The organism is Clostridium sp. AM34-9AC (assembly GCF_003480225.1).
Taxonomy (GTDB): Bacteria; Bacillota; Clostridia; order Lachnospirales; family Lachnospiraceae; genus Acetatifactor; species Acetatifactor acetigignens.
In genome coordinates, this window is the sequence record NZ_QUIU01000002.1 from 196,721 (window position 1) to 221,518 (window position 24,798).

Genomic DNA, 24,798 nt, shown 5'->3' on the forward strand with positions numbered 1-24,798 from the left:
AGCCTTTTTTCGGAAAAAATAACCACTTGCAAAAATCGAACATATGTGCTAACTTGAATATACACAAGAACAAACGTTCTGATTCTGTAAATTTTCGGTAAAAGGCGGTGATAATGTGGAATATCTTATACAAAACGGGGAATTGTCCATCATGCAGAAGCTGGAGATCCTGACCGATGCAGCCAAATATGATGTGGCCTGTACTTCCAGTGGGGTGGAACGTAAGGGCGACGGGAAGCACATGGGGAACTGCACGAAGGCCGGGATCTGTCACAGCTTTTCTTCGGATGGCAGATGCATTTCTTTGTTGAAGATTCTGATGACCAATGAATGTATCTTCGACTGTAAATATTGTCTGAATCGAAAGTCCAATGATGTTCCCAGAGCCACCTTTACCCCTGAGGAGATCTGTACACTGACTATGGAGTTTTACCGGCGTAATTATATCGAGGGACTGTTTTTAAGCTCCGGTATCATACAGGATCCTACTTTTACCATGGAATTGTTGTATCGGACCATATGGCTGCTACGGAATCAATACCATTTTAGCGGCTATGTCCATGTAAAAGCGATTCCGGGAGCGGATCCCGAGCTGGTGGAGCGGATGGGGTATCTGGCAGACCGTATGAGCGTGAACCTGGAGCTGCCCACGGCGGAGGGGCTGCGGACACTGGCACCGAACAAGCACCGGAAAAATATTCTGACGCCCATGCGGCAGATCCAGAATGGAATTCATGCGAATAAGGAGGAACTGATCCTGTACCGCAAGAGCCCTGTTTTCGTGAGTGGCGGGCAGTCTACCCAGATGATCATAGGGGCAACCCCGGAGACGGATTATCAGATTTTAAATGTAGCAGAGAATCTGTATCAGAAGTTTGAGTTAAAGCGTGTGTTCTATTCCGCTTTTGTAAAGGTCAATGAGGATAAGAGCCTGCCGGCGCTTCCCGGGGGGCCGCCGCTTCTGCGGGAGCATCGTCTGTATCAGGCAGACTGGCTGCTGCGGTTTTATGGGTTTAAGGCGGAGGAACTGTTGGACGAGAAAAGACCGTTTTTTAATGTGATGCTGGATCCCAAGGAGGACTGGGCGGTGCGGCATCTGGAATGTTTCCCGGTGGAGATCAACCGGGCACCTTATGCAGATCTGCTTCGGGTGCCGGGGATCGGCGTGAAAAGCGCCAGACGGATCCTTAGTGCCAGGAGGAGCACAAAGCTTACGTTTCAGGATCTGAAGAAGCTGGGCGTGGTGATGAAACGGGCTGTTTATTTTATTACCTGTGGTGGCAGGATGATGTATCCCACGAAGCTGGAGGAGGACTATATCGTGCGGAATCTGACGGATCCGAAGGAACGGATCCGGTTCGGCAGCGATGGCATGAGTTACCGGCAGATGACCTTGTTTGATGATGGGATGTTCCCGAACGGGGTACGGCAGGAGGAAGTGCTGCCTGCAGCAGTGGGAGAACTGTAGCGAACAGCGTACAGGGAAGCATTTCCTGACTGCCTGCATTGGCAGGTAAACGTAAGGTCCTGTACCGGTAGATGACGGCCATTTGCAGAAGCAAGGCAATGCAAAATGATAGGTTGACAGCGGCAGAAGGGGAAGAGAACAGAAACAGCGGGAGGTGAAACTTATTATATGAAAATATATCATTGCGAGGATTCGTTAGAAGGGATATTCACTGCCATTTATAATACTTATGAAGATCATTCTCCCGCTCGGGACACCATGGTCACGACCATCGAGGAGAATCTGTTGTTCTCTGAGTCTGTGGAGGTGGTGCCGGATCCGGAGAAGACGGTGAAGGTGATCCGGACATTGAAACGCAGATTTGGGGAGGAAGATTATGAGAGCCTGTGTCTGGCTCTTTCATCCCCGAAGCCGGAAAAGGCCCAGGCGGTATACCGTACCATTGCAAAGGGGCTTTCCGAGAAGTGTCCGCCGGGACATCTGCTGGATGCCATGGCAGACACGTATGTAAACCAGACCTTCAGCCTGGCCAGAGGCGCCGGGAATGAGTATCACCATCTGAAAGGATTTACGCGGTTTGAAGAATTGGAGAATACAATCCTCTATTCGAAGATCGCGCCGAAGAATAATATTCTGACCTTTCTGATGGTGCATTTTGCAGACCGCTTTCCCATGGAAGACTTTCTGGTGTTCGATGCAGGCCGGTATCTGTTCGGAATACATCCGGCGGGAAAGCCCTGGTATACGCTGCAAGGGAAGGATGCATGGGAGAGAGTACAGTCTGAGACGGAGAAGCTGTCCACGGCGGAGCTGCATTACCGGGAACTTTTCCGTTCCTTCTGTCATACAATAGCCATAAAAGAACGTGAAAACAGGGATCTGCAACGAAATATGCTTCCGCTGAGGTTCCAAGAATATATGGTGGAATTTCGGTAGATTTCGCCAAATTGGGATTTATATTTTACCGCGGTAACGCAACAAATATACAAAACGCCGAAAAGGTTTTCCATACGGCGAACATATATTGTGAAAATGATAACAGAGTGGTAAAAATGCCCAAAATGTGCGTTTTCTGGAAGAAAAAAACCGCTTTACATTTGGGGATGGTTGGCTATAATAGTAATGATTTCAGATGTGAGGGGAAAGTACCCGGTGTATTATTTTATTTACGATCGAACTTACTATTGAAAGGAAGGAACAAGAAATGTTAAAGACGATCCGTTTGACACCTGAAGACGTGAAACATTTTGTTGATGTAGCTTCAAAGTGTGATTTTGATATTGATATATGCTATAACAGATACGTAATCGATGCCAAATCATTCCTTGGAGTGTACGGATTGGATTTCACGAAGCCGTTGACCGTGTCCTATGACGGCTACAATGATAAATTCGAAGAGATGCTGAAGCAGTGTGCGATTGCATGTTAATGCACTGACAGGTCAGTATTTCTCAACAACAGAATGTCATTTGACTACCCAGGTAAGATAGAGTACTATTTACCTGGGTAGTTTTATTATATGATGCCAGGGGACAAAGGTCTAAATCCACTTGAGCTTGCTCATAAGTGGATGAAAGACCTTTAGCCCCGCCCCCACGATATGCGAATAGTGGGGAGGCTTGTGAGAGTGCGCAGCACGGAACAAGCCGTAGGCATCTGGGTATCGTAGGGACTTGTTTGAGGGAGGTGAAGTCACATGGCAGGAGAAGTCAGAATATCGGTACGTAATCTTGTAGAGTTCATCCTGCGCAGTGGCGACATCGACGACAGGAGGCAGGGATCCCCGGAGAATGCCATGCAGGAGGGCAGCCGGATCCACCGTATGATCCAGCGCCGTATGGGTGCGGAGTATCAGGCAGAAGTGGCATTAAAATACACCCATCCCACGGAGGACTATGTCATCATCGTGGAAGGGCGGGCCGACGGCATCATCGAGCAGAATGGAGAGACCACCATCGATGAGATCAAGGGAACCTATAGAGATCTGTCGAAGCTGAAGGCACCCTTGCCTTTACATATTGCCCAGGCGAAATGCTACGCCTATATGTACAGCCTGCAAAAGGAGCTGCCCTATATCCGGGTGCGGCTGACCTATTGCAATATAGAGACGGAAGATATCCGCTATTTTTATGAAGATTATGAATTCGTCAGACTGGAAGCCTGGTTCCAGCAGCTGATCAGTGATTACCGCAAATGGGCGGACTATACCTGGCAGTGGAGAGAATTGCGGCAGCAGTCCATTGCTGAGCTGCAGTTTCCCTTCGACTATCGGGATGGACAGAAAGAGCTGGTCAGCTATGTGTACCAGACCATTTATCATAAGAGAAAATTATTTATTGAAGCTCCTACGGGAGTCGGTAAGACCATATCCACGATCTTTCCCACGGTAAAGGCCATGGGAAAGGATATGGGAGACAAGCTGTTCTATCTCACCGCCAAGACCATCACCCGGACGGTGGCGGAGGACACCTTTTCTTTGCTCAGGCAGAAGGGACTGCGCTTTAAGAGCATTATCCTGACAGCCAAGGAGAAGATCTGTTTTCAGGGTCATACGGAGTGCAATCCGGAGCAGTGCCCTTATGCAAAGGGGCATTTTGACCGTGTCAATGAGGCTATCTATGATCTTCTGACCCACGAAGAGAGCTTTACAAGAAGCAAAATAGAAGAATATGCCCTGAAATATCGGGTATGCCCTTTTGAATTCGGACTGGATCTGAGCCTGTTCGCTGACGGCATCATCGGAGACTACAATTACCTCTTTGATCCCCATGTGTATCTGAAACGTTTCTTTGGAGATGGCAGTCAGGGTAATTATGTATTTCTGATCGATGAGGCACATAACCTCTTAGAGCGGGGCCGGGAGATGTACAGTGCACCGCTACGGAAGGAAGATCTGTTGGAACTCAAGCAGGAGATCAAACAGACAATCACGTCGGAAATGGAAGAAGCAGCCCAGAAAAAGCGTGATAAAGACGGGATTTCCGGGCAGATGACATTAGAAATGACAGGTATGTCAAAACAATTGCCACAGGAGATTACCCTGGAGGAAACAGACGGTACCGATTCCCTCTATGTAAGGGGACACAAAGGGAAAAAGTCTGACGGAAAGAGTACCTTTGTGCGGGAAGGCTATGCGGAACGGATCAGCCAGCTGCTGGAGAAATGCAACGCACAGCTGCTGTCCATGAAGCGGGACTGTGACGGGTACCGGCTGGTGGATGATATTGACATGCTGGTGCAGCCCTTGACCAGACTGCACGCTGTGATCAGTGATTATCTGGAGGAGCAGGAGAAGGTCAGCCTGGAAGTACGGGAGAATCTGCTGGACTTCTATTTCAAGCTCAGTCATTTTCTGGATATTTACGAGAGACAAGATGAAAACTATGTGAAATATACCAGATTGTGTGAGGATGGCAGCTTTGAACTGAAGCTGTTCTGCGTGAATCCCAGAGAAAACCTGAAGGAATGCATGATCAGAGGACGCAGTACGATCCTTTTTTCCGCTACCTTCCTGCCCATCCAGTATTACAAGAACCTGCTGGGCGGTGAGAAGGAGGATTACGAGGTGTATGCCCACTCGGTGTTTGATCCCGAGAAGCGTACCATACTGATCGCCGGGGATGTGACCAGCAAGTTCAGCAGAAGATCCCAGGAAGAATACTACAATATTGCCCGTTACATTCACGAAGTGGTGAAGAACCGGCACGGCAATTACATGATATTTTTCCCGTCCTATTCCTTTATGAATCATATTTACGAGATCTATGAACAGTATTTTATGACAGAGGAAGAAGAATGTCTCGTCCAACAGGAATCCATGAATGAGGAAGAGCGTGAATACTTCCTGAATCGCTTCCGGGGCAATGAGGAATGTGACCTGCAAAGTCTCATCGGTATGGAGATCGAGGAGGAAGAGGAGCAGACGCTGATCGGCTTCTGCGTGCTGGGGGGAATCTTCGGAGAGGGCATCGATCTGAAGAAGGACAGTCTGATCGGAGTCATTGTAGTAGGAACCGGACTGCCCCAGGTAGGCTGTGAGCGGGAGATCCTCAAGGGCTATTTTGATGAGGACGGAGAGAACGGCTTCGATTATTCCTACCGCTATCCGGGAATGAATAAAGTATTGCAGGCGGCAGGCCGCGTGATCCGGACGGCGGAGGATGTGGGTATCATTGTTCTGCTGGATGATCGGTTTCAGCAGTATTCCTACCGGAGATTATTCCCCAGAGAGTGGGAACAGGTGCAGCCTGTGACCGTGGATACGGTAGCCAAAAAGGTGGAGCGCTTCTGGGATGCCTGGTTGTGGCAAAAGGGATGATTTTCAATGTGATACACGAGTTGATATCCGATATGACAATCCACATAACCACATATGACACATGTGTATATGTGGATAAGTCTGTGGATTTTGTGGATTATTCGGGGTTTTACACAGAAAAAACGACAGACGGTTCAAAAATGGTGTATAATAGCAAAAGAACCGTTGTGGATAAAAAAACAAAACGGTACTGGATCAGTCAATGAAAGGTATGGTGACTAATATGTGGGCTTATGAAAGTGTTTTTTATCAGATCTATCCCATGGGATTCTGCGGAGTTCCTTTTGAAAATGACGGAGTACAGAGACATGAGATCAAACGTGTGGAGGACTGGATCCCCCATATGCAGAAGCTGGGAGTGAACGCGGTATATTTCTCCCCGGTATTCGAATCGGATACTCATGGTTACAATACCAGGGATTACCGCAAAATTGATGTAAGACTGGGAACCAATGGAGATTTTAAGGAAGTATGTGATGCATTGCATGCGGCAGGAATCCGGGTTGTGTTAGACGGTGTGTTCAATCATGTGGGCAGAGGCTTTGCCCAGTTCCAGGATGTGATCCGCAACCGGGAGAATTCACCGTATGTGAACTGGTTCTACCGGATCGACTTCGGTGGCAATTCCAATTACAACGACGGACTCTGGTATGAGGGCTGGGAAGGCTGCTTTGATCTGGTGAAGCTGAACCTGCAGAATCCCGATGTGGTGAACTATCTGCTGGACAGTGTCAAGGGATGGATCGATGAATTCGGTATTGACGGTCTGCGACTGGATGTGGCTTACAGTCTGGATGAAAATTTCGTCAGAAGACTGCGGGAAGTAACCAGCGCTTACAAACAGGATTTCTTCTTATTGGGAGAGATGCTTCACGGAGACTACAACCGTCTGATGAACGATCAGATGCTGCATTCCGCAACGAACTACGAGTGCTACAAGGGACTTTACAGCAGTTTCAACAGTATGAATATGTTCGAGATCGTACATTCCCTGTTACGTCAGTTCGGACCGGAGAACTGGACCCTGTATAAGGGCAAGCATCTGCTGTCCTTTGTGGACAACCACGATGTGACCCGTGTGGCAAGTATTTTGAACAACGAGAATCATCTGCCGCTGATTTATGCCATGGCATTCGGCATGCCCGGCATTCCCTGTGTCTATTACGGAAGTGAATGGGGATTCAAGGCCCGCAAGGAAGACGGCGATCCTGCTCTGCGTCCCTGCTTTGACAAGCCGGAGTGGAACGGCCTGTGTGACTGGATCAGCAGACTGGCAGAGGCCAAGAAGCATTCCGAGGCACTGAATTACGGTGCCTTCCGTTCGGTACTGCTGACCAATAAGCAGTGCATTTTCGAAAGAAAGTCGGAGCATGAGAGAGTCATGGTGGCTATCAATGCGGATGGAGCGGATTTCATGGCGCATTTTGATGCCGGTTGCGGCACGGCGGTGGATCTGATCACCGGAGAGAAACATGACTTTGGCGGCGGCAGTCTTCTGCCGGCGTACAGTGCATATTTCTGGCTGATGGAAAACTAACAGAGCATCCCCGGTTATGATGGCAAAGCCATTGTGGAATCTTTGGAAAGTCTTTAGAATTTCTTACGGTTTCTCTATATTGACGCATGATATTATATGCCGTATAGTATAGCCACAGAGCAATACTATACGGCATATAATATTGTAAGATAAGCCGGATAGCCGCAAATTTCAGAGAGGAGCGATAGGATGCTTTTTAATACAGGAGCAGCTCTGCTGGATGCTATCGTGCTGGCGGTGGTCGCCCGGGAACCGGAAGGAACCTATGGGTACAAGATCACTCAGGAGGTCCGGCAGGTGATCGAATTGTCGGAATCCACCCTGTATCCCGTGCTTCGGCGATTACAGAAGGACGAATGTCTGGAAGTCTATGACCGGGAATGCAGTGGCAGAACGAGGCGTTATTACAAAGTCACCAGCAGAGGCTGGGCGCAGCTTCATTTATATGAAAGTGAGTGGCGCAGCTACAGCGATAAGATCACGGGATTGTTTGAAGGAAAACTAAGTGACAGGTCAGAGGCGTAAACAGGCGCAGATGGGAGAACATAGTAGAATGAATAGAACGGAGTTTATGAGGCAGCTGGAAAGTCTGTTGCAGAATATTTCCGCTACAGAGCGGGAGGAAGCATTACAATACTATAATGAATATTTTAATGATGCGGGTCCGGAAAATGAACAGAACGTTATTGAGGCTTTGGGAAATCCTGCCAAGGTGGCGGAAAACATCAAAAAGGACATTTTCGGGAACGGTTATGGAGAGAATATTTACCAGAAGATCAATGCGGACAACCGTGCGGTGATCACTTATCCGGCGGATTCCGGCGCGGAGAGCGGTGCCGGAGAGGCAGGCTTTGGGCAGGAAAATGAAGCACAGGCAGCTGGAGCAGTGTCCTCTCGGAAAAAAGAAGGAATGTCCACCGGTATGATCGTGCTGATCGTCATTTTGTGTATTTTGGCATCCCCGGTGATCCTGGGAGCAGCTTCCGCCGGTATCGGCGTGGCGGCAGGGCTGATCGCCACATGGTTCGGACTGATCATCGGTTTCGGGGCAACGGCAGCAGCACTGATACTGCTTCTGATCGCACTGGTGGCAGTAGGGATCATCAGTATGTTTACACATCCCTTTGTGGGAATGTGCCTGATCGGTGCCGGACTGATCTGCGGAGGTGTCGGACTTCTGTTCCTGATGCTGACCGTGGCCATGGCGGGAATCGCCACACCGGCGATCTGTTGTTGGATCGGAGGATTATTCCAGAAAAGAGGTAAAAAAGAAGCATGAAAAAATTTATGAAGGGCTGTGCCATCACAGCGTTGCTATTTATATTATTGGGACTGATCCTGGGAGTGAGCGGAAGCCTGGGGAATGGCTCCACGCATGTTTCGCCGGGGGAGATCCTGTCAGCGGTTACCCTGGGAAGAATCTCCGGAGAAGAGGTGGATGACTGGAGCAACGGTGTGACGGAGCAGATCCGGGAAAATATGGGCGATGTGCACTATGATCTGGAGGACAATGTGGATTATGACTCAGATTATGAAGTTAGGTCGGGAAAGATAGAGCTGTATGTTCTGGGGGATGACAGTCAGGGCATCACGGATCTACAGGTGCAGGCCGGTGGCTGTGTCATGAAGATTCAGGTGTCAGAGGATAACTGCTTCCGGGTAGAAGCCGATGGAATGCGAAAGTTCCAAGGATATGTGGAAGGCGGTACGATGGAGATCCGCGGAACCTCAAAAGTAAGCAGCAACAGTGAAGGCAATCTGGTCGGTTCCATCTGCCTGTATGTGCCTGAGGGATATCATTTTGAAAATACCTCTTTGGATCTGGGCGCCGGAAGTCTCAGTGTAGAGGAATTGCAGACGAGGGCGCTGGAAGCCAATGTGGGTGCCGGCAAGATGACGTTTGAAAAACTGGATGCTGATCAGGCAGAGTTAGACTGTGGTGCCGGTCAGATGACAGTAGAAGAACTGAGCAGCCGCGTGGCAGAGGTGTCCGTAGGAATGGGTTCTGTCCGGCTGACCGGAGATGTGACCGAACGCTTGGACGGAGAGTGCTCCATGGGAGAGCTGAAGCTGACACTGGCAGGAACGCAGACAGATTTCGACTACGACTTAAGCTGCGGCATGGGTGAACTGAAAGTCGGTGATGACAGTTACAACGGCCTGGCACAGGAGAAACAGATCAGCAACAACGCTTCTAAAAATATGGAGCTGGAATGTGCTATGGGCAGCGTTGTGGTGGAGTTTAAATAAAATATTTCTTGGTATTACCGCCTGAGTGGAGTTGTGATTCCCTCAGGCGGTAATGTTAGAATTCTTTTTCCGGTTTGTGCCATTCCTTCAAAACAGCTTCTACCTGTGCGATGAGCTGCTCCTTATTTGGAATATAAGAAACATAGCGTGAAGCAAAGATGTTGTTGGACAGACCTCCGAGAGCATATTCAGCAGCTACACTGTCTTTGTCTGTACAAAGGATAATACCGATGGGTGGATTATCATGTTCATCATTTACTTCTGCGGCGTAGTAGTTCAGATACATATTAAGCTGTCCGGCGGCTTCCGGCGTGAGCTTGGTGGTCTTTAATTCAATCAGCACATACGCCCGGAGAATTTTATTATAGAAAACCATATCCACATAGTAGTGGGTATTGTTCAGGGTAATGCGCTGCTGTGTCCCTACAAACATAAAACCGCGACCTAATTCCAACAGGAATTTTTCAATCTGCGCGACCAGTGCTTTTTCAAGATCACTTTCCAGCAGGGGCTTGTTTTCCGGCACACCCAAAAATTCAAACACATAGGGGTCTTTGATAATGTCGCTTGGCGTAGTCATTTCAATACCTTTTTCCGCGAGGGCAAGTACCGTTTCCTTGTTTGTCTTTCCTTCTGACAGTAATAATCGTTCATAGAGAGAAGTGGAAATCTGCCGCTTTAATTCTCGGATCGACCACCCGGAGTTGATGGTTTCCTTTTCATAAAAACTGCGTTTGTCTGGATCCGAAATCGTCAACAGCTCACAATAATGCGACCACGACAATTTTCCAGACACTGTCTGGAATTTTTGATGGTGCATATAGAACAGGCGCATATTGTATAGATTGGAAACAGAAAATCCCTTTCCAAATTCTTTTGTCAATCCTTTAGAAAGTTCCTTTAAGGTCTGCTTTCCGTAATCTGCCCGATCTTTGCTTTCCTGCTCATACTCAACAATGATCTTTCCTACATTCCAGTAGGTAGACAGCAATTCCGTATTTACCTGTACCGCCACGCGCTGACGTGCATTTAATAACAATTCTCTGATTTCATTCATCATAGAATCAGTATGTGTCAAATTACTCAATTTTAATGCCCCCTTTCCAGATGGAGGATAGCCAGTATAATATAAAAAAAGAATCGCAGCACACCGTTTAAGCATTTGCTATACGGGATCTCATTCTTGAGAACAACCACAATTCCTTTTCTATATAAAATATAAAAGAGATGAAATGAAAAGTCAACTAAATCATTGAGCTTTAATATTCTTACAACAGCGCCGCCAGATACTTCTCAAACACCACGCCCTCCTGCACGGGCGTTCCTGCCTTTTCGCTTCCGGCGATGCACAGTCCTACGAAGTTCGCAGCCTTCTGCACGGAGGTTAGTAGTGTCTCCCCGCGGACGGCATCGGCAGCGAGGATGGAGGCGAAGATGTCTCCGGTGCCGGGGCGGGAGGCTCCGGCGATGGGGGTGGCAACGGTGGTATAGACACCGTCATCCCACAGGAAATTTACCAGAGAATCGCCCTGACGGATCCCGGTGATGACGATGGATGCACCGGCGGAGCCATTGGAGACAGCGCCAACGGACCCCCCGTCAGAACCACTGGCAGTAGTGCCCGTGGAGGCTTCGTCGGATGTAATGGAAGCTGTTTGACAAATGTCAGCCAGCCGTTCACATAATCCGGACAGCTCCTGCAGCGTCCATTCCCCATCCTTCCAGGGAGTCCCGGTCAGCAGGCAGGACTCCGTGATATTCGGCGTGATAATATCCGCCAGAGGCAGCAGCTCCTTCATCTTCTGAACATGGGTCTCTGTAATGGAGGAGTAGGCTCTGCCGTGGTCTCCCATGACCGGATCCAGCAAAAACAGGGGCGGCCGGAACATTTCCACGAATTCCCGTACAATGTCGATCTGCTCTTCATTTCCTAAGAATCCACAGTATAACCCATCGAAGGTAAGTCCCAGTTCGCCCCACACTTTTATATAATCTCGCATATGAGAGGTATAGTCATCAAAATGGCAGAGAGGAAATCCTAAATGGTTCGATAAAACAGAAGTAGGCACAGGGCATACCTGTACCTTCATTACGCTGATCACGGGCAGGGACACGGTGGTGGAGCAGCGTCCGAAACCGGCAATATCGTTGATCATAGCAAGGCGGGGAACGAAATCCCCGCCTTTTTGTGCATTTCTATCAGAAGTATCGAAATTAGATGTCATGGAATAATCCTGCTTTCTTCAGTGCCGGACGAAGTGCCAGATAGAATACGGAAGCACAGATCACAGCAACGATGGCGTTGACACCGGTAGTTACGGTGCTGATCTTGGCAAGAGCCTTGGAAATATCCTGAGGCACACCCAGCAGATACATTTTATAGAAGTAACCAACCAGTGGATCCGCTACCACGTTAAATGCCATACCGCAGGCAGAAGCAAGAATCGTTACGCCGGTCACATATTTTACGGAATGCTCTTTGCTCAGATGGAAGATCTTGTGAGCAACCAGTCCTACGATCAGACCGATGCACAATTTTAATAAGAAGGTCTTGGGGGCACTGGTTACATAAGCGGTGGTCAGATCGGCGATGGTCATGCCGATGGCACCGGCAAGTCCGCCCCAGTAACCGCCCAGCAGCAGAGCTGCCAGTACGCAGAATACATTGCCCAGATGGAATGCGGTCTTCTCGGGACCCACGGGAATGTCGATCTTGAAGAAAGCAAATCCGATATAGCACAGAGCTGCTAACAGACCTGCCTGCGCCAGCTTCTTCACATCCGCCTTCTGTGCGGGAATTACGCCTGCGATGGCATTGTACAATCCCTTGGCAGTTAACAGGATAGCGAAGAATACCAGAACCAGGCTGTAGGAGTAAGGACGCTCTGCGGACAGCTTCTGGTCGGACAGAGTGGACTTCTGAGCGGACAATTCATCCTTCTGCGCATTCAGGGCATCCAGATCACCGTCTGTTGTGCCGCCGGTGACTGCCTCGATGGAAGCTTCTACTTCTTCCAGCTGTGCCTTGACATCGCTTAACTGGCTGCCATAAGCAACGGATTCCTGATAACTGTTATTGTGGGTAATGACTGCCAGGACGATTCCCAGGATCAGGAGAATGGCTCCCGCAATCAATACACCGTATGATTTTTTCTTTTCCATAATGATGATCTCCTCTTTTAATTTCTTTTTCATAATTCCCATTTGTTCGGTGGGATATGTTAGGATTCAGTGTATAGAAAAAGTGGCTTGCTTAAAAGAGCCAGAATGTGTTTTTTTTATCATACCAGTTTTGGACGTTGATAATACGATCTGCAGGAAAACAAGATTTTCTTGACAAAGGATTGCTTCCTGTACTATATTTCTTATTAGTAGTTTTTATGAGATCAAAGGCAATGACGAAGAGGAGTACACATTTCCCCTTACCAGAGAGAGCGGCTGCATGTATGCGCTGGAAGGCTGCTTCAAGACAGGAATGTGGAAGGTAGCTTCCAAGCCGGAGAGCCGAGACCGGATATTCCGGGCGTAAGTTCTCACGAGTTATCCCCGTTACCGGATAGGACTTTGTAAGAAGTCACGAGGCAGCGCAAGCTGTGAACAAAGGTGGTACCGCGTTACTGACGCCCTTTGCTGACGAGAGTCAGCAGAGGGCTTTTTTGCGACTATTCAGAGCCATGTAAATTCACATGGATAGGTGTCGAATGCTTGCATTCGTAAGAATATCCATGCGGATTTATAGGGCGAAGTAACCTCAATAAGCAAAAGGAAAGCATCGTAGATGCGATTTTGCGCATGAGGTCTGAATAGGAGCAAATGCAAAAAAAGGAGGACAAAATGAGCAAAGAATTAGCCAAGACCTATGACCCCAGCGGCATAGAAGACAGACTGTATCAGAAGTGGCTTGACAAAAAGTATTTCCATGCGGAGGTAGATCACAGTAAGACTCCCTTCACTATCGTGATCCCGCCCCCAAATATCACAGGACAGCTCCACATGGGTCATGCACTGGACAACACCATGCAGGATATCCTGATCCGCTATAAGAGAATGCAGGGCTACAACGCACTGTGGCAGCCCGGCACCGACCATGCAAGTATCGCTACCGAGGTCAAGATCATCCAGAAGCTGAAGGAAGAAGGCATCGACAAGCACGATCTGGGTCGTGAAAAGTTTTTAGAGAGAGCCTGGGAGTGGAAGAAGGAATACGGCGGACGTATTATTGGTCAGCTGAAAAAACTGGGTTCTTCCTGCGACTGGGACAGAGAGCGTTTCACCATGGATGAGGGCTGCAACAAGGCTGTGACCGAAGTGTTCGTGAAGATGCACGAAAAAGGCTACATCTACAAGGGTGCCCGTATCGTTAACTGGTGTCCCGTATGTAATACCTCCATCTCCGATGCAGAGGTAGAATATCAGGAGCAGGCAGGACATTTCTGGCACATCAAGTATCCGCTGATGAACGAGGACGGAACGCCCAGCACCACAGAGTTTCTGACCTTTGCCACTACCCGTCCCGAGACCATGTTAGGTGATACCGCAGTAGCCATTCATCCCGATGATGAGCGTTACACCCATCTGCATGGCAGAAAGGTACTGCTTCCTATCGTAAACCGTGTGATTCCCATCGTTGAGGATGCTTATGTAGACAGAGAGTTCGGTACCGGTGTCGTTAAGATCACCCCCGCTCATGACCCCAATGACTTTGAGGTGGGCAAGCGTCATGATCTGCCTGTGATCAATATCCTGAACGATGATGCCACCATCAATAAAAACGGCGGCAAGTTCGAGGGCATGGACCGCTATGAGGCGAGAAAAGCCATCGTGGAAGAACTGGATCAGATGGGCCTGTTAGTAAAGATCGAAGATCATGTACACAACGTAGGTACCCATGACCGTTGTAAGACCACCATCGAGCCTATGGTAAAAGACCAGTGGTTCGTTAAGATGGATGAATTGATCAAACCTGCAAGAGAAGCAGTGAAAAATGGTGAGATCAAGCTGATCCCCGAGCGTATGGAGAAGAACTATTTCAACTGGACGGATAACATCCGCGACTGGTGTATCAGCCGTCAGCTGTGGTGGGGACACAGGATTCCCGCATATTACTGCGATGACTGCGGTGAAGTAGTCGTAGCCAAGGAGATGCCGAAGGTATGTCCCAAGTGCGGCTGCACCCACTTTACACAGGATCCCGATACGCTGGATACCTGGTTCTCCTCCGCACTGTGGCCTTTTGAGACCCTGGGCTGGCCGGAGCAGACCGAGGATCTGAAGTATTTCTATCCTACCGATGTCCTGGTAACCGGTTATGATATCATCTTCTTCTGGGTTATTCGTATGATCTTCTCCGGATACGAGCAGATGGGAGAGAAGCCTTTCAAGACCGTATTGTTCCACGGACTGGTACGTGACAGTCAGGGACGGAAAATGTCCAAATCTCTGGGCAATGGTATCGATCCTCTGGAGATCATCAGCCAGTACGGTGCCGATGCACTGCGTCTGACCCTGATCACCGGCAACGCACCGGGCAACGATATGCGTTTCTACTATGAGAGAGTAGAGAACAGCCGTAACTTCGCCAACAAGGTATGGAATGCTTCCCGTTTCATCATGATGAACATGGAGCAGGCGCTGGAGAAGACCGGAAAAGATATCACCACCCCTGCGGCAGCAGATTTACAGCCCGTAGATAAGTGGATCCTGTCCAGGTTAAATACTCTGGTAAAAGATGTGACCGATAACATGGATCACTTCGAGCTGGGTATCGCCGTACAGAAGGTATATGACTTTATCTGGGATGAGTTCTGTGACTGGTACATCGAGATGGTAAAACCCCGTCTGTACAGCACCGACGATGCAGTCAGCCAGAATGCGGCACTGTGGACGCTGAAGACTGTCCTGATCGACGCCCTGAAGCTGTTACATCCTTACATGCCGTTCATCACTGAGGAGATCTTCTGCACCATTCAGAATGAAGAAGAGTCCATCATGATCAGCAAGTGGCCGGAGTACAGCGAGGATCGTGCATTCCCCGCAGAGGAGAAGGCCATAGAAACGATTAAGGAAGCCGTTCGCGGTATCCGCAACATCCGTACTGAGATGAACGTAGCACCCAGCCGTAAGGCAAGTGTGTATGTAGTCAGCGAAAATGACGAGATCCGCAGGATTTTTGAGGAGGGTAAGCTGTTCTTCGCAAGCCTTGCTTATGCGAATGAGATCATGATCCAGGCTGACAAGACCGGAATCGCAGAGGATGCGGTATCCGTAGTGATCCCCGGTGCAACCCTGTACATTCCGTTTGCAGAGCTGGTAGACATCGCACAGGAGATCGAGCGACTGAAGAAGGAGCAGAAGAGACTGGAAGGCGAGCTGTCACGTTCCAGGGGAATGCTGTCCAATGAGAGATTCCTGTCCAAGGCTCCCGAAGCGAAGATCGCAGAGGAGAAGGAAAAGCTGGCAAAATACGAGCAGATGATGGAACAGGTGACAAAGCGCTTAGAACAGCTGGCATGATCTGCAACGAAACGTACAGAATAAAAAGAACGTAAAGCATAAGGAATACGATGAGATTCGGTAATGACATGATAACGTTTGAAGAAGCGGTGGCATATCTGAAGGATATGCCCCGCTTTACTGTTAAAAAAAATCCTGCGGACAGCAGGGACCTTAAATGGTTTTTAAAGAAACTGGGAAATCCTGAGAAGGATCTTCGGATCATTCATGTGGCGGGTACCAATGGAAAAGGCTCTGTCTGTGCCTACATGAGTTCGATCCTGCGGGAAGCAGGCTATCGCACGGCCGTATTTACTTCACCTCATCTGGTGGATATGCGGGAGCGTTTTGCCGTCAATGGTAAAATGATATCCGAAGAAGCTTTTTTACAGGTTTACTGTGCAGTAGGGGATGCGCTGCAGGAGGCAAATTCCGTTAACCCGGGAGTCTTGCTGTCGGAAGGAGAAGCACTCCCGGAATTTGTACTCAACTTTTATGAATATCTTTTCTGCATGGCATTACTCTGTTTTGCAGAAGAAAAGCCAGACTACTGCATCATTGAGACCGGACTGGGGGGCAGACTGGATGCCACGAATTATGTGGACAATAAGCTCCTGACCGTCATTACGCGGATCAGTCTGGATCATGTACAGTATCTGGGAGACACCACGGCGAAGATCGCTGCGGAAAAGGCAGGGATCCTGCGCCCCGGTGTTCCGGTGGTGTATCTGGACGGGGATGCGGATGCCAGTGCGGTAATTTGCCGCAAAGCGTCAGAACTTGGTGCGATACAGATACCGGTGTCGAAAAAGGACTATACTTTCCTTGGATTTCGGAAGAAATACATTGATTTTTCCTTGCGCTCTGAGTATTATAATTATATTAGTCTTACTTTGCATACCATTGCACGCTACCAGATGGAAAATGCGGCATTGGCAGTGCGGGCCGTGGAAGTGCTGTTTCGCAGTACGGACATGCCTGACGGCAGAATGTGTGCCGCAGCCGGGTGTCCCACTGTGGAAGAGATCCGACAGGGAATCCTTGGCTGCTTCTGGCAGGGACGCATGGAAGAAGTACTTCCGGAGGTGTACGTGGATGGTGCGCATAATGATGACGGCATCCGGGCTTTTCTGGATACCGTGGAACAGGACGGCTGCACGGAGGGCAGGAGACTGTTATTTGGTGTGGCGGCGGATAAGGATTGCAGGCATATGATACAGAGGGTGATCACGTCGGGATTATTCGACCGGATCGCTTTTACGCATATGCGGACGGCGAGGTCGCTTTCGCTGGAAGAACTGAAAGGTTTACTGGCAGCTTATCCGGAAGACCGGTTTACTATGTATACGGAAGCGGATACGGCACTGCGGACGGAAGTCTCGGGCAGACAGCCAGGAGAACGGCTCTATATCGCGGGAAGCCTGTATCTTGTCGGGGAAATAAAGGAGTCTTTGGACCATGATCAATTTTGAAGAAGAACTGAAGAAATTTCATCCCAGCCTGGAAGTGGAAGACGCTGAGGAAGCTATCTACAATCAGGATCTGACCGATGCGGCGGATCTGTTGGTGAAAATGATAAAAGAATCCGAAGAAAAAGAAGAGAAATAAGGAGGGAGAGCATGTTTTGTTATAACTGCGGCTGCCATCTGTCAGAGCACGATTTCTGTACGTCCTGCGGAGCAGATGTATCCCTCTACAAGAAGATCATGTGTATGTCCAACCGTTTCTACAATGACGGTCTGGAGAAAGCAGGAGTACGGGATCTCACAGGTGCGATCAACAGCTTACGGCAGAGCCTGAAATTTAATAAGAACAATATCGAAGCCAGAAATCTGCTGGGACTGGTGTATTTTGAGACCGGAGAGGTCGTTGCGGCACTGAGCGAATGGGTCATCAGCAAAAATATGCGGCCTGAGAAAAATATCGCGGACGATTACATCAATATGCTGCAGTCCAATGCGGCCCGCCTGGATGCCATTAACCAGACCATCAAGAAATACAATCAGGCACTGGTCTATTGCAATCAGGACAGCAAGGATCTGGCTATCATCCAGCTGAAAAAGGTACTGTCCCTGAACCCGAAGTTCATCCGGGCACATCAGCTGTTAGCCCTGCTTTATATGGACAGTGAACAGTGGGACAGAGCGGAGAGAGAACTGCGTAAGTGCATGGACATTGACCGCAACAATACGCTGACCCTGCGGTATCTGAAGGAAGTTGAGATGCAGCTGACTCCGGACGAGAATAGCAAGCAGACCGGCCGGCGGAAGAAGGATGATGCGGTTCGCTACCAGAGTGACAATGAGATCATCATTCAGCCTTTGAATGTGAAGGAGCAGAAGAGTGCAGGTCTCTCTTCCCTGATCAATATTGCCATCGGTCTGATCATTGGTCTGGCCGTGATGTATTTTCTGGTGGTTCCGGCAGCGGTATCCAATGCCAACAATGAGGCCCAGAAGACCATCACCGACATCGGCAATCAGTTAGACACCAAGACCTCCCGGATCCAGGAACTGGAGACCCGGATGCAGGCACTGCAGACAGAGAATGATACGCTGAATCAGGAACTGCAGGGGTATGTGGGAACCGACGGTACGCTACAGACCATCGACAGCCTGTTAGCGGCAGCCACCACATATCTGGAGACGCAGGATATTACCCAGACGGCGGCTAACCTGGAAAGCATTTCGGCATCCGTGGATGTGGACAGTACTTCCGAAGCATTCCAGAAGCTGTACAAGACGTTGCTTGGCCTGATCGGGCCGCAGCTGTCCGCACAGTATTATGAGACAGGCTACAATGCTTACCGCAGCGAGGATTACGCGACGGCCATCGAGAACCTGTCCAAGGCAGTTATTTACGATGAGACCAACAAGGATGCCTGGCTGAGCCTGGGCAACTCTTACCGTAAGAGTGACGATGCCCAGAATGCCATCACCACCTATGACAAGATCATAGAGCTGTTCCCGGATACGGAGACGGCCAGAAGTGCCCAGAGATATCGTTCCCAGCTGGCAGAGAATACGGCACAGTAGGGAAGAACAACATACCATCAGACAATGACACACAACACACGAAAGAGAACTTGCGTAAAGTAAAGCGCGGGTTCTCTTTTCTTTTGAGTAAAAATGCTGGAAAACAGCGGAATGTGAGGAAATATGGAAGACTTTCAGATCATTGATAACTGCCTGATGGTGCGCATGCCGGAGGAAGTGGACCACCACAGAGCCTCCTATATCTGCGAAGGGGCGGACAGGCTCTTGGTCAGGGAAAACGTGGAAAATGTAGTGTTTGATTTTGAGGATACCCGGTTCATGGATTCTTCCGGGATCGGGATCATCATGGGGCGGTACCGCAAGATTTCCTGCTTCGGCGGACATGTCTATGCGATCCATGCAGACCGGCAGATCCAGCGGATCTTCCGTATGTCCGGGCTTCACAAGATCGTCGAGATCCTGCCGGGTTAAACGTTGGAAGGAAGATTCTGTCGAAAATGAAAGAAATTATTCAAAAAATTATGAAAAACAGTGCAATAATAGGCGCAGAAATGAGGAGAACATGGTAGCAGAGAGGGAAAACATTCAGGTGACGGAAGAAAAAGAACTTTTGCAGCAGAGAACGCAGGGCAGCCGGAATGAGATGGAGATCGTATTTGACGCGGTCTCCTGTAATGAAAGCTTTGCCAGAGTGGCGGTGGCGGCTTTCATTACCCATCTGAATCCCACACTGGAAGAACTGGCGGATATCAAGACCGCAGTATCGGAGGCAGTAACCAATGCCATTATCCATGGATACGAGAATCTGTCCGGTTATACGAAGCATGGGGAGATGCGCCCGGCGTACAGCATTATCCATCCGGGAAAGGTAAGACTGCATTGCATTCTTGAGAACGATACGCTTTCCATCGAGGTATCGGATCAGGGAAAAGGCATCGAGGATGTGGCCAGAGCCATGGAACCGTTATTTACCACGAAGCCGGAACTGGAACGGTCCGGCATGGGATTTGCCTTTATGGAAGCCTTCATGGATGAGCTGGAAGTGGAGAGCATCCCGGGCAAGGGCACAAGAGTACATATGTGGAAGAAAATGCGCTGCGGAGACTGGATCGGAAAAGAGGACTGAGGAATGGAAGAAGTATCAGTACTCATCGGAAAATCACAGAGCGGAGATAAAGAAGCAAGAGAAGTACTGATCGAGAAAAATCTCGGACTGGTACACCATATCGTGAAACGATTCCTGGGGAGAGGCTATGACCCGGAGGATCTGTTCCAGATCGGTGTCATCGGTCTGATGAAAGCCATCGATAAATTTGACCTGAAGCTGGAGGTACGGTTTTCCACCTATGCCGTCCCCATGATCACCGGGGAGATCAAACGGTTTCTGCGGGATGACGGTCTGTTAAAGGTATCCCGTACCATCAAGGAGGATGGGCTGAAGGTCAGACTGGCAAGACAGCGTTTACAGAGCAGACTGCACAGGGAGCCCACCTTACAAGAATTGTCCGAGGAGGCACAGCTGGACAGAGAAGATGTGATTCTGGCCATGGAGGCCGGAGCGGAGGTGGAATCCCTCTATAGCAGCAGCGGGCAGGAGGACGGCAGCGAGCTGTGTCTGGCGGACCGGGTGGTGGCCGCGGCCCACGGCTGTGTGGGAGCCAGCATGGGAAGCAGCGGTGCGGTGGAAAATGATGTGGAGAAGGACAGGCTGCTGGATCAGATGCTGCTGGCACAGTTGCTTGGGGAGCTTCCGGAGAGAGACCGGGAGCTGATCCGTATGCGCTATTTTCAGAATAAGACCCAGACGGAGATCGCCGGGATCCTGGGAATCAGTCAGGTGCAGGTCAGCCGTCTGGAGAAAAAGATCCTGCGGGAAATGCGGGAGATGGCCGGATAAGGGCCAATTCATTAATAATTCATAAAACAAATTTTTTCCTCTTCCTTTCCGTCGGAAATTCGATTATATTATATGAAGGAACTATTCAGCCCGCATTCGCAAAAACGCTCTTTCAGAGCTTGCTTTTTGCTTATGTGGTTATTTCGCCGTATAAATTATGTCAAATGTTCTTACGAATGCAAGCATTCGACGTACATATTGCCATAACTTGCACGGCTCTGAATAGTTATATATAATCTTATAGACCGCAATGCTGCATAGTTATAGAGAGACAGCATGAAAAAGGAGAGCAGGGGTACTTATGAAAAAACAAAATGAAAACGGACGGATCCCCGAGGATCGTCTGAGCAGAGCAAATAAGCGTAAGAAAAACAACACCATAGCATCCATTCTGGTCATGACCGGATGCCTGCTGGTGTTAGTACTGGTAACGTATGTTGCGGGAATCCTGTATTCCTGGATCGACAGCAAGTTCCAGAATAATGCCAACGATCTGGCGGCAGCAGCGGAAGCCGGAAGCCAGACGGAAGAGAGCACACAGGAAGTGGTGAAGACCTATACGCAGGAGGAAGTGGATGCCCTGATCGCTGAAGCAAAGCAGCAGGCTGAGGACGAGGAAGAGAACAAGATCCTCTCCGGGATCCGTGATGGTCTGACCTCCGGCACTACCATGGTAGAGACCCTGCGTCCTTACTATCCCAATGAACTGGTCGTTGTGAGCAACGGAACCTTTAATTTCGTACCCATTCGTGATGATTTGCAGAAAAATGATTATGTATTGGAGAACCTGAACATTCTCGAGGACGGAGAAGTGCAGTATATGCAGGACGGTCAGGTAGTATCCCACAAGGGAATCGACGTCTCCAAGCATCAGGGCAATATCGACTGGACCAAGGTAGCCGCAGACGGTGTGGAATTCGCATTCATCCGTGTAGGCCTCAGAGGCTACGGCACTGAGGGTAAGCTGGTGGAGGACGAATACTTTGAGCAGAATGTCAAGGGAGCATTACAGGCAGGAATCAAAGTAGGTGTCTACTTCTACTCTCAGGCCATCACAGACGAGGAACTGTTGGAAGAAGCCAATCTGGTACTGGAAAAGGTAAAACCTTATAACATCGAACTGCCCATCGTCTTCGACGTGGAAAAAGTCAGCGGCGGCAAGGGCCGTGCCAACGAACTGAGCGTGGAAGAGAGAACCCGCCTGACCGCCCTGTTCTGCCAGACCATCCAGGATGCCGGCTACAAGCCCATGATCTATCACAACATGGAGATGGGAACACTGATGCTGGATCTGGGACAGCTGGAACAGTACGATAAGTGGTTCGCTTATTATAATGATGATCTGTATTATCCGTATGCCTATAAGGTATGGCAGTACAGCGAAAAAGGTGCTGTGGACGGTATTAATGAGGAAGTGGATCTGAATATCTGGTTCGGGGACTTCTAAAGGGTGATTACGATGAAAGAGAAGATCTAGATGAAAGACTGTAGAAGGACATTACTGGACGAATTTGTGAAGCTGTCGAAGGATTGGGACAACAATAATATGTTATATAATTCTCTTATGTTTTCTAAATTATATCCTGGAGATGTTGAAAATAGCGTAGCAGATGCTTCACTGATGCCGAAGCAGAGTGATAAAAAGATGAGAAATGATATCATGACAAGCTGGTGGACTCCGACTAAAATCTTTTTATTGGGAAATAAGAAGGAGTTAATGCAAAAATCAAGGAAAGAATTGGAGGAAGTCTTATTGGAACTGATTCCTATGGGGAAGGATGAAGAGCAACTCCGAGGAAGCTTATCAAAAATTCGGCATGAAAAAACAGGGGAAAAAATAGAAAAAGACGTTATAGATGCATTTATGGGGTTCCTTGGATCAGTTTATGCCGTGGGCAATATGACAAGTGCAGCAGTGACATCCAGGGGTGGTGCCTTGGATAATTGGGATGCAAAACTGAAAAACATACATGAGAATGACATAAAAGAAGAAGCCAAGTGGGTTGATTATGTAAAGACCAATAAATTTGAGTGTTATTTTGTGGATAAGGACCCGCATAAAGAAATAATACCATTTTGGAGTTATGGTCCCAGTAAATTAGCAAACGCAACGGATAAGGATTGGAAGGAATATTTCGAAAACGCAAAAAAAATGATTGAAGAAAGAGACAAATTGAAAGCCTGAATAGATATTCATTCACTTGCGAATATAGCTCCTATAATACAAATAATGATACTTTTTAAAAGTAAGACTTTAAACGAGACGGTTGCGGCCGTCTCGTTTTATGTAGCCAGAAATTTTTTATAACCTTATCCATATCCCCATATCCAAAAATCATTTTATTTTCTAAATATACTACCACTTATTTACAAAAACATTGATTTTACAGTACTTTGCAGGAACTGTTATCTCAACTCTATAGAATGGACTTTTCCTATTCTTTGCTGCCGCAGCTTCAAAAATATGTGATCCCGGTGACACTCAGAGAAGGTACGGGAAACAGACGGCTGGCAGTGAAGTATTTGAAGGAACTGATTAACGGCTCTGAATATACATAATATGCAGAGCAGGCGTGTCTTCGCGGATTATGAAACGGCTCGCAGACATGGTAGTAAAAAGTGTGAGGAAGAGCATATTGCGATTCCCCGGTTTTCACCACATAATATATTACAGCCAGAACTTCCCGGCAGGGAGGAATGCATAGGAATAAGCAGCGGGAACAGCATGCATAAAGCCGGTGGAGAATGTCTGACATGGGATTCTTGCGAGATTCCTGCGGAGGAAGAGGAGCGGGTGGATTCCCAGAGAAAGGACCGCTTTGAATATCAGTTTTTCCGAATCCCCTTTGGCATGGAGGCCGTAGAAGGGAAAGATTTCTCGGACATCTGGAGGCAGATTTTCCGGAGATGGAAGAGGTGCAGGATGAGAAGTAGAGAGCACAGCGGGTTCGCGGGTGAGGCAGAAACTATATGGGACAAAGTATATTAAGGAGTCTGAATGAGCAGAAGCTATAAGCATACGCCGGTATATGAGGCGAAGGGGAACAGAAGCAAGGAGCGATCCCGCTTCCAGAAAGCTCGACAGATATCAGAAGTGCTACCGAAGGAAATGAGAAAAGGAGGAAGGATATGCATTATGTTATCGGCGACATACATAACGACCTGAAGAAACTGAAACAGATCCTAAAGCAGATCAATATCACCAGGGATGATGAACTGATCGTCCTTGGTGATGTGTTTGACCGGGGTGGAGAAACTGCGGACCCCTTCGGGGTATATTGTGCCCTTGCCGGCTTGCAGGGAAGGTGCTCCTGGATACGAGGCAACCACGATGACTGGCTGGCAAATTACACTTATGAGTATTTTAATACTCCGGAGAAAAAACGGCACAAATTAGCTCCCTACGGTTACAATAGTTTTGAACTGCTGCGACAGCGTATTACCGAAGTAGACATGCGGAACATTGCTGATCTGATCAAGGGACTGCCGCTACAGAAGGAACTGGAGCTGGAGGGAAAGAAATATCTGTTTGCCCATGCCATGACTTCTCATCCGGATGTCCGGGAGGAGGACCGATATTACATGCGGGGGACGATGGATATTGACTGCTTTTTCTTTGAAGGTATCGATGGATATATCTCCATGTGCGGTCATACACCCACGGACAGCATTGTGTGGAAGAAGGACAGAAGATATCTGGACGAGCCGGGCAATTCCATCTGGTGCAACGACAGACATAACGTATATCTCTTAGATTGCGGATGTGGCTTTGCCGGTGGAAGACTTGCCTGTCTCTGTCTGGAGACAAAAGAGCGATTTTACGCCTGAAAACGGGAGGAG

Annotated in this window: 23 protein-coding genes; 20 read left to right on the plus strand and 3 right to left on the minus strand. The window is 48.7% G+C overall.

Annotated elements, in window-relative coordinates; translation table 11 throughout:
* The first annotated feature begins 142 nt into the window (after positions 1-142).
* The 8 genes from DW835_RS01980 (at position 143) to DW835_RS02020 (ending at position 9,573) form a co-directional block, all read left to right on the plus strand.
* Positions 143-1,468 (plus strand): putative DNA modification/repair radical SAM protein, encoded by a 1,326-nt coding sequence (locus DW835_RS01980; protein WP_347559346.1) that lies wholly within the window; start codon positions 143-145, stop codon positions 1,466-1,468.
* 168 nt (positions 1,469-1,636) lie between these two features.
* On the plus strand, positions 1,637-2,404 hold the full coding sequence (locus DW835_RS01985) for a TIGR03915 family putative DNA repair protein (protein ID WP_118730586.1): 768 nt from the start codon (positions 1,637-1,639) through the stop codon (positions 2,402-2,404).
* Between the two features lie 268 nt (positions 2,405-2,672).
* Positions 2,673-2,897 (plus strand): HPr family phosphocarrier protein, encoded by a 225-nt coding sequence (locus tag DW835_RS01990; RefSeq protein ID WP_022312539.1) that lies wholly within the window; start codon positions 2,673-2,675, stop codon positions 2,895-2,897.
* 267 nt (positions 2,898-3,164) lie between these two features.
* Positions 3,165-5,786 carry an ATP-dependent DNA helicase gene (locus DW835_RS18290; RefSeq protein WP_243037000.1) on the plus strand — a complete coding sequence of 874 codons (2,622 nt, stop codon included), beginning with the start codon at positions 3,165-3,167 and terminating at the stop codon, positions 5,784-5,786.
* 223 nt (positions 5,787-6,009) lie between these two features.
* The gene (locus tag DW835_RS02005; RefSeq protein ID WP_118730613.1) at positions 6,010-7,323 is read left to right on the plus strand and encodes an alpha-amylase family glycosyl hydrolase; all 1,314 of its coding nucleotides are present in this window, start codon (positions 6,010-6,012) and stop codon (positions 7,321-7,323) included.
* 189 nt (positions 7,324-7,512) lie between these two features.
* Entirely contained in the window at positions 7,513-7,848 is a 336-nt protein-coding gene (locus DW835_RS02010; RefSeq protein ID WP_117464831.1) for a PadR family transcriptional regulator, read from the plus strand.
* A gap of 28 nt (positions 7,849-7,876) precedes the next feature.
* Entirely contained in the window at positions 7,877-8,602 is a 726-nt protein-coding gene (locus tag DW835_RS02015) for a DUF1700 domain-containing protein (RefSeq protein WP_182430203.1), read from the plus strand.
* Positions 8,599-9,573 carry a DUF4097 family beta strand repeat-containing protein gene (locus tag DW835_RS02020; RefSeq protein WP_118668654.1) on the plus strand — a complete coding sequence of 325 codons (975 nt, stop codon included), beginning with the start codon at positions 8,599-8,601 and terminating at the stop codon, positions 9,571-9,573. Before DW835_RS02015 ends, DW835_RS02020 begins: the two co-directional genes overlap by 4 nt.
* Positions 9,574-9,628: 55 nt before the next feature.
* Here the strand turns inward: DW835_RS02020 and DW835_RS02025 are convergent, their stop codons facing one another.
* The 3 genes from DW835_RS02025 to DW835_RS18295 form a co-directional block, all read right to left on the minus strand.
* Positions 9,629-10,633 (minus strand): PDDEXK nuclease domain-containing protein, encoded by a 1,005-nt coding sequence (locus DW835_RS02025; protein WP_118668698.1) that lies wholly within the window; start codon positions 10,631-10,633, stop codon positions 9,629-9,631.
* Between the two features lie 208 nt (positions 10,634-10,841).
* Positions 10,842-11,798 (minus strand): bifunctional hydroxymethylpyrimidine kinase/phosphomethylpyrimidine kinase, encoded by a 957-nt coding sequence (locus DW835_RS02030; protein WP_118730589.1) that lies wholly within the window; start codon positions 11,796-11,798, stop codon positions 10,842-10,844.
* A complete protein-coding gene (locus DW835_RS18295; RefSeq protein WP_227064249.1) occupies positions 11,788-12,372 on the minus strand; it encodes an ECF transporter S component in 585 nt (194 codons plus the stop codon). The genes DW835_RS02030 and DW835_RS18295 overlap by 11 nt, the downstream gene beginning before the upstream one ends.
* A gap of 1,035 nt (positions 12,373-13,407) precedes the next feature.
* Here DW835_RS18295 and DW835_RS02040 point away from each other — a divergent pair.
* The 12 genes from DW835_RS02040 (at position 13,408) to DW835_RS02085 (ending at position 24,786) form a co-directional block, all read left to right on the plus strand.
* Positions 13,408-16,086, plus strand: coding sequence for a valine--tRNA ligase (locus DW835_RS02040; RefSeq protein ID WP_118730590.1), 2,679 nt, complete (start codon positions 13,408-13,410; stop codon positions 16,084-16,086).
* A 68-nt stretch (positions 16,087-16,154) separates the two neighbouring features.
* A complete protein-coding gene (locus DW835_RS02045) occupies positions 16,155-17,537 on the plus strand; it encodes a folylpolyglutamate synthase/dihydrofolate synthase family protein (protein ID WP_182430205.1) in 1,383 nt (460 codons plus the stop codon).
* Positions 17,524-17,673, plus strand: a complete 150-nt coding sequence (locus DW835_RS17875; protein WP_022313050.1) for a hypothetical protein — start codon at positions 17,524-17,526, stop codon at positions 17,671-17,673. Before DW835_RS02045 ends, DW835_RS17875 begins: the two co-directional genes overlap by 14 nt.
* A gap of 11 nt (positions 17,674-17,684) precedes the next feature.
* Positions 17,685-19,100: a tetratricopeptide repeat protein gene (locus tag DW835_RS02050; protein ID WP_118730592.1), complete on the plus strand. Its 1,416-nt coding sequence runs from the start codon at positions 17,685-17,687 to the stop codon at positions 19,098-19,100.
* 123 nt (positions 19,101-19,223) lie between these two features.
* Entirely contained in the window at positions 19,224-19,532 is a 309-nt protein-coding gene (locus DW835_RS02055; protein WP_022313048.1) for an anti-sigma factor antagonist, read from the plus strand.
* Positions 19,533-19,704: 172 nt separating this feature from the next.
* The gene (gene spoIIAB / locus DW835_RS02060) at positions 19,705-20,187 is read left to right on the plus strand and encodes an anti-sigma F factor (protein WP_227064248.1); all 483 of its coding nucleotides are present in this window, start codon (positions 19,705-19,707) and stop codon (positions 20,185-20,187) included.
* A gap of 3 nt (positions 20,188-20,190) precedes the next feature.
* Entirely contained in the window at positions 20,191-20,958 is a 768-nt protein-coding gene (locus tag DW835_RS02065; protein WP_117464822.1) for a SigB/SigF/SigG family RNA polymerase sigma factor, read from the plus strand.
* A 301-nt stretch (positions 20,959-21,259) separates the two neighbouring features.
* Positions 21,260-22,405 (plus strand): glycoside hydrolase family 25 protein, encoded by a 1,146-nt coding sequence (locus tag DW835_RS02070; RefSeq protein WP_022313045.1) that lies wholly within the window; start codon positions 21,260-21,262, stop codon positions 22,403-22,405.
* A gap of 30 nt (positions 22,406-22,435) precedes the next feature.
* Entirely contained in the window at positions 22,436-23,143 is a 708-nt protein-coding gene (locus DW835_RS02075) for a hypothetical protein (protein WP_118730593.1), read from the plus strand.
* Between the two features lie 239 nt (positions 23,144-23,382).
* Complete coding sequence (locus DW835_RS18595; RefSeq protein WP_279221257.1) at positions 23,383-23,517, plus strand: hypothetical protein; 135 nt, start codon at positions 23,383-23,385, stop codon at positions 23,515-23,517.
* A gap of 1 nt (position 23,518) precedes the next feature.
* Positions 23,519-23,947, plus strand: a complete 429-nt coding sequence (locus tag DW835_RS17880; RefSeq protein ID WP_118730594.1) for a hypothetical protein — start codon at positions 23,519-23,521, stop codon at positions 23,945-23,947.
* Between the two features lie 140 nt (positions 23,948-24,087).
* Positions 24,088-24,786, plus strand: coding sequence for a metallophosphoesterase (locus DW835_RS02085; protein WP_118730595.1), 699 nt, complete (start codon positions 24,088-24,090; stop codon positions 24,784-24,786).
* The last annotated feature ends 12 nt before the right edge of the window (positions 24,787-24,798 follow it).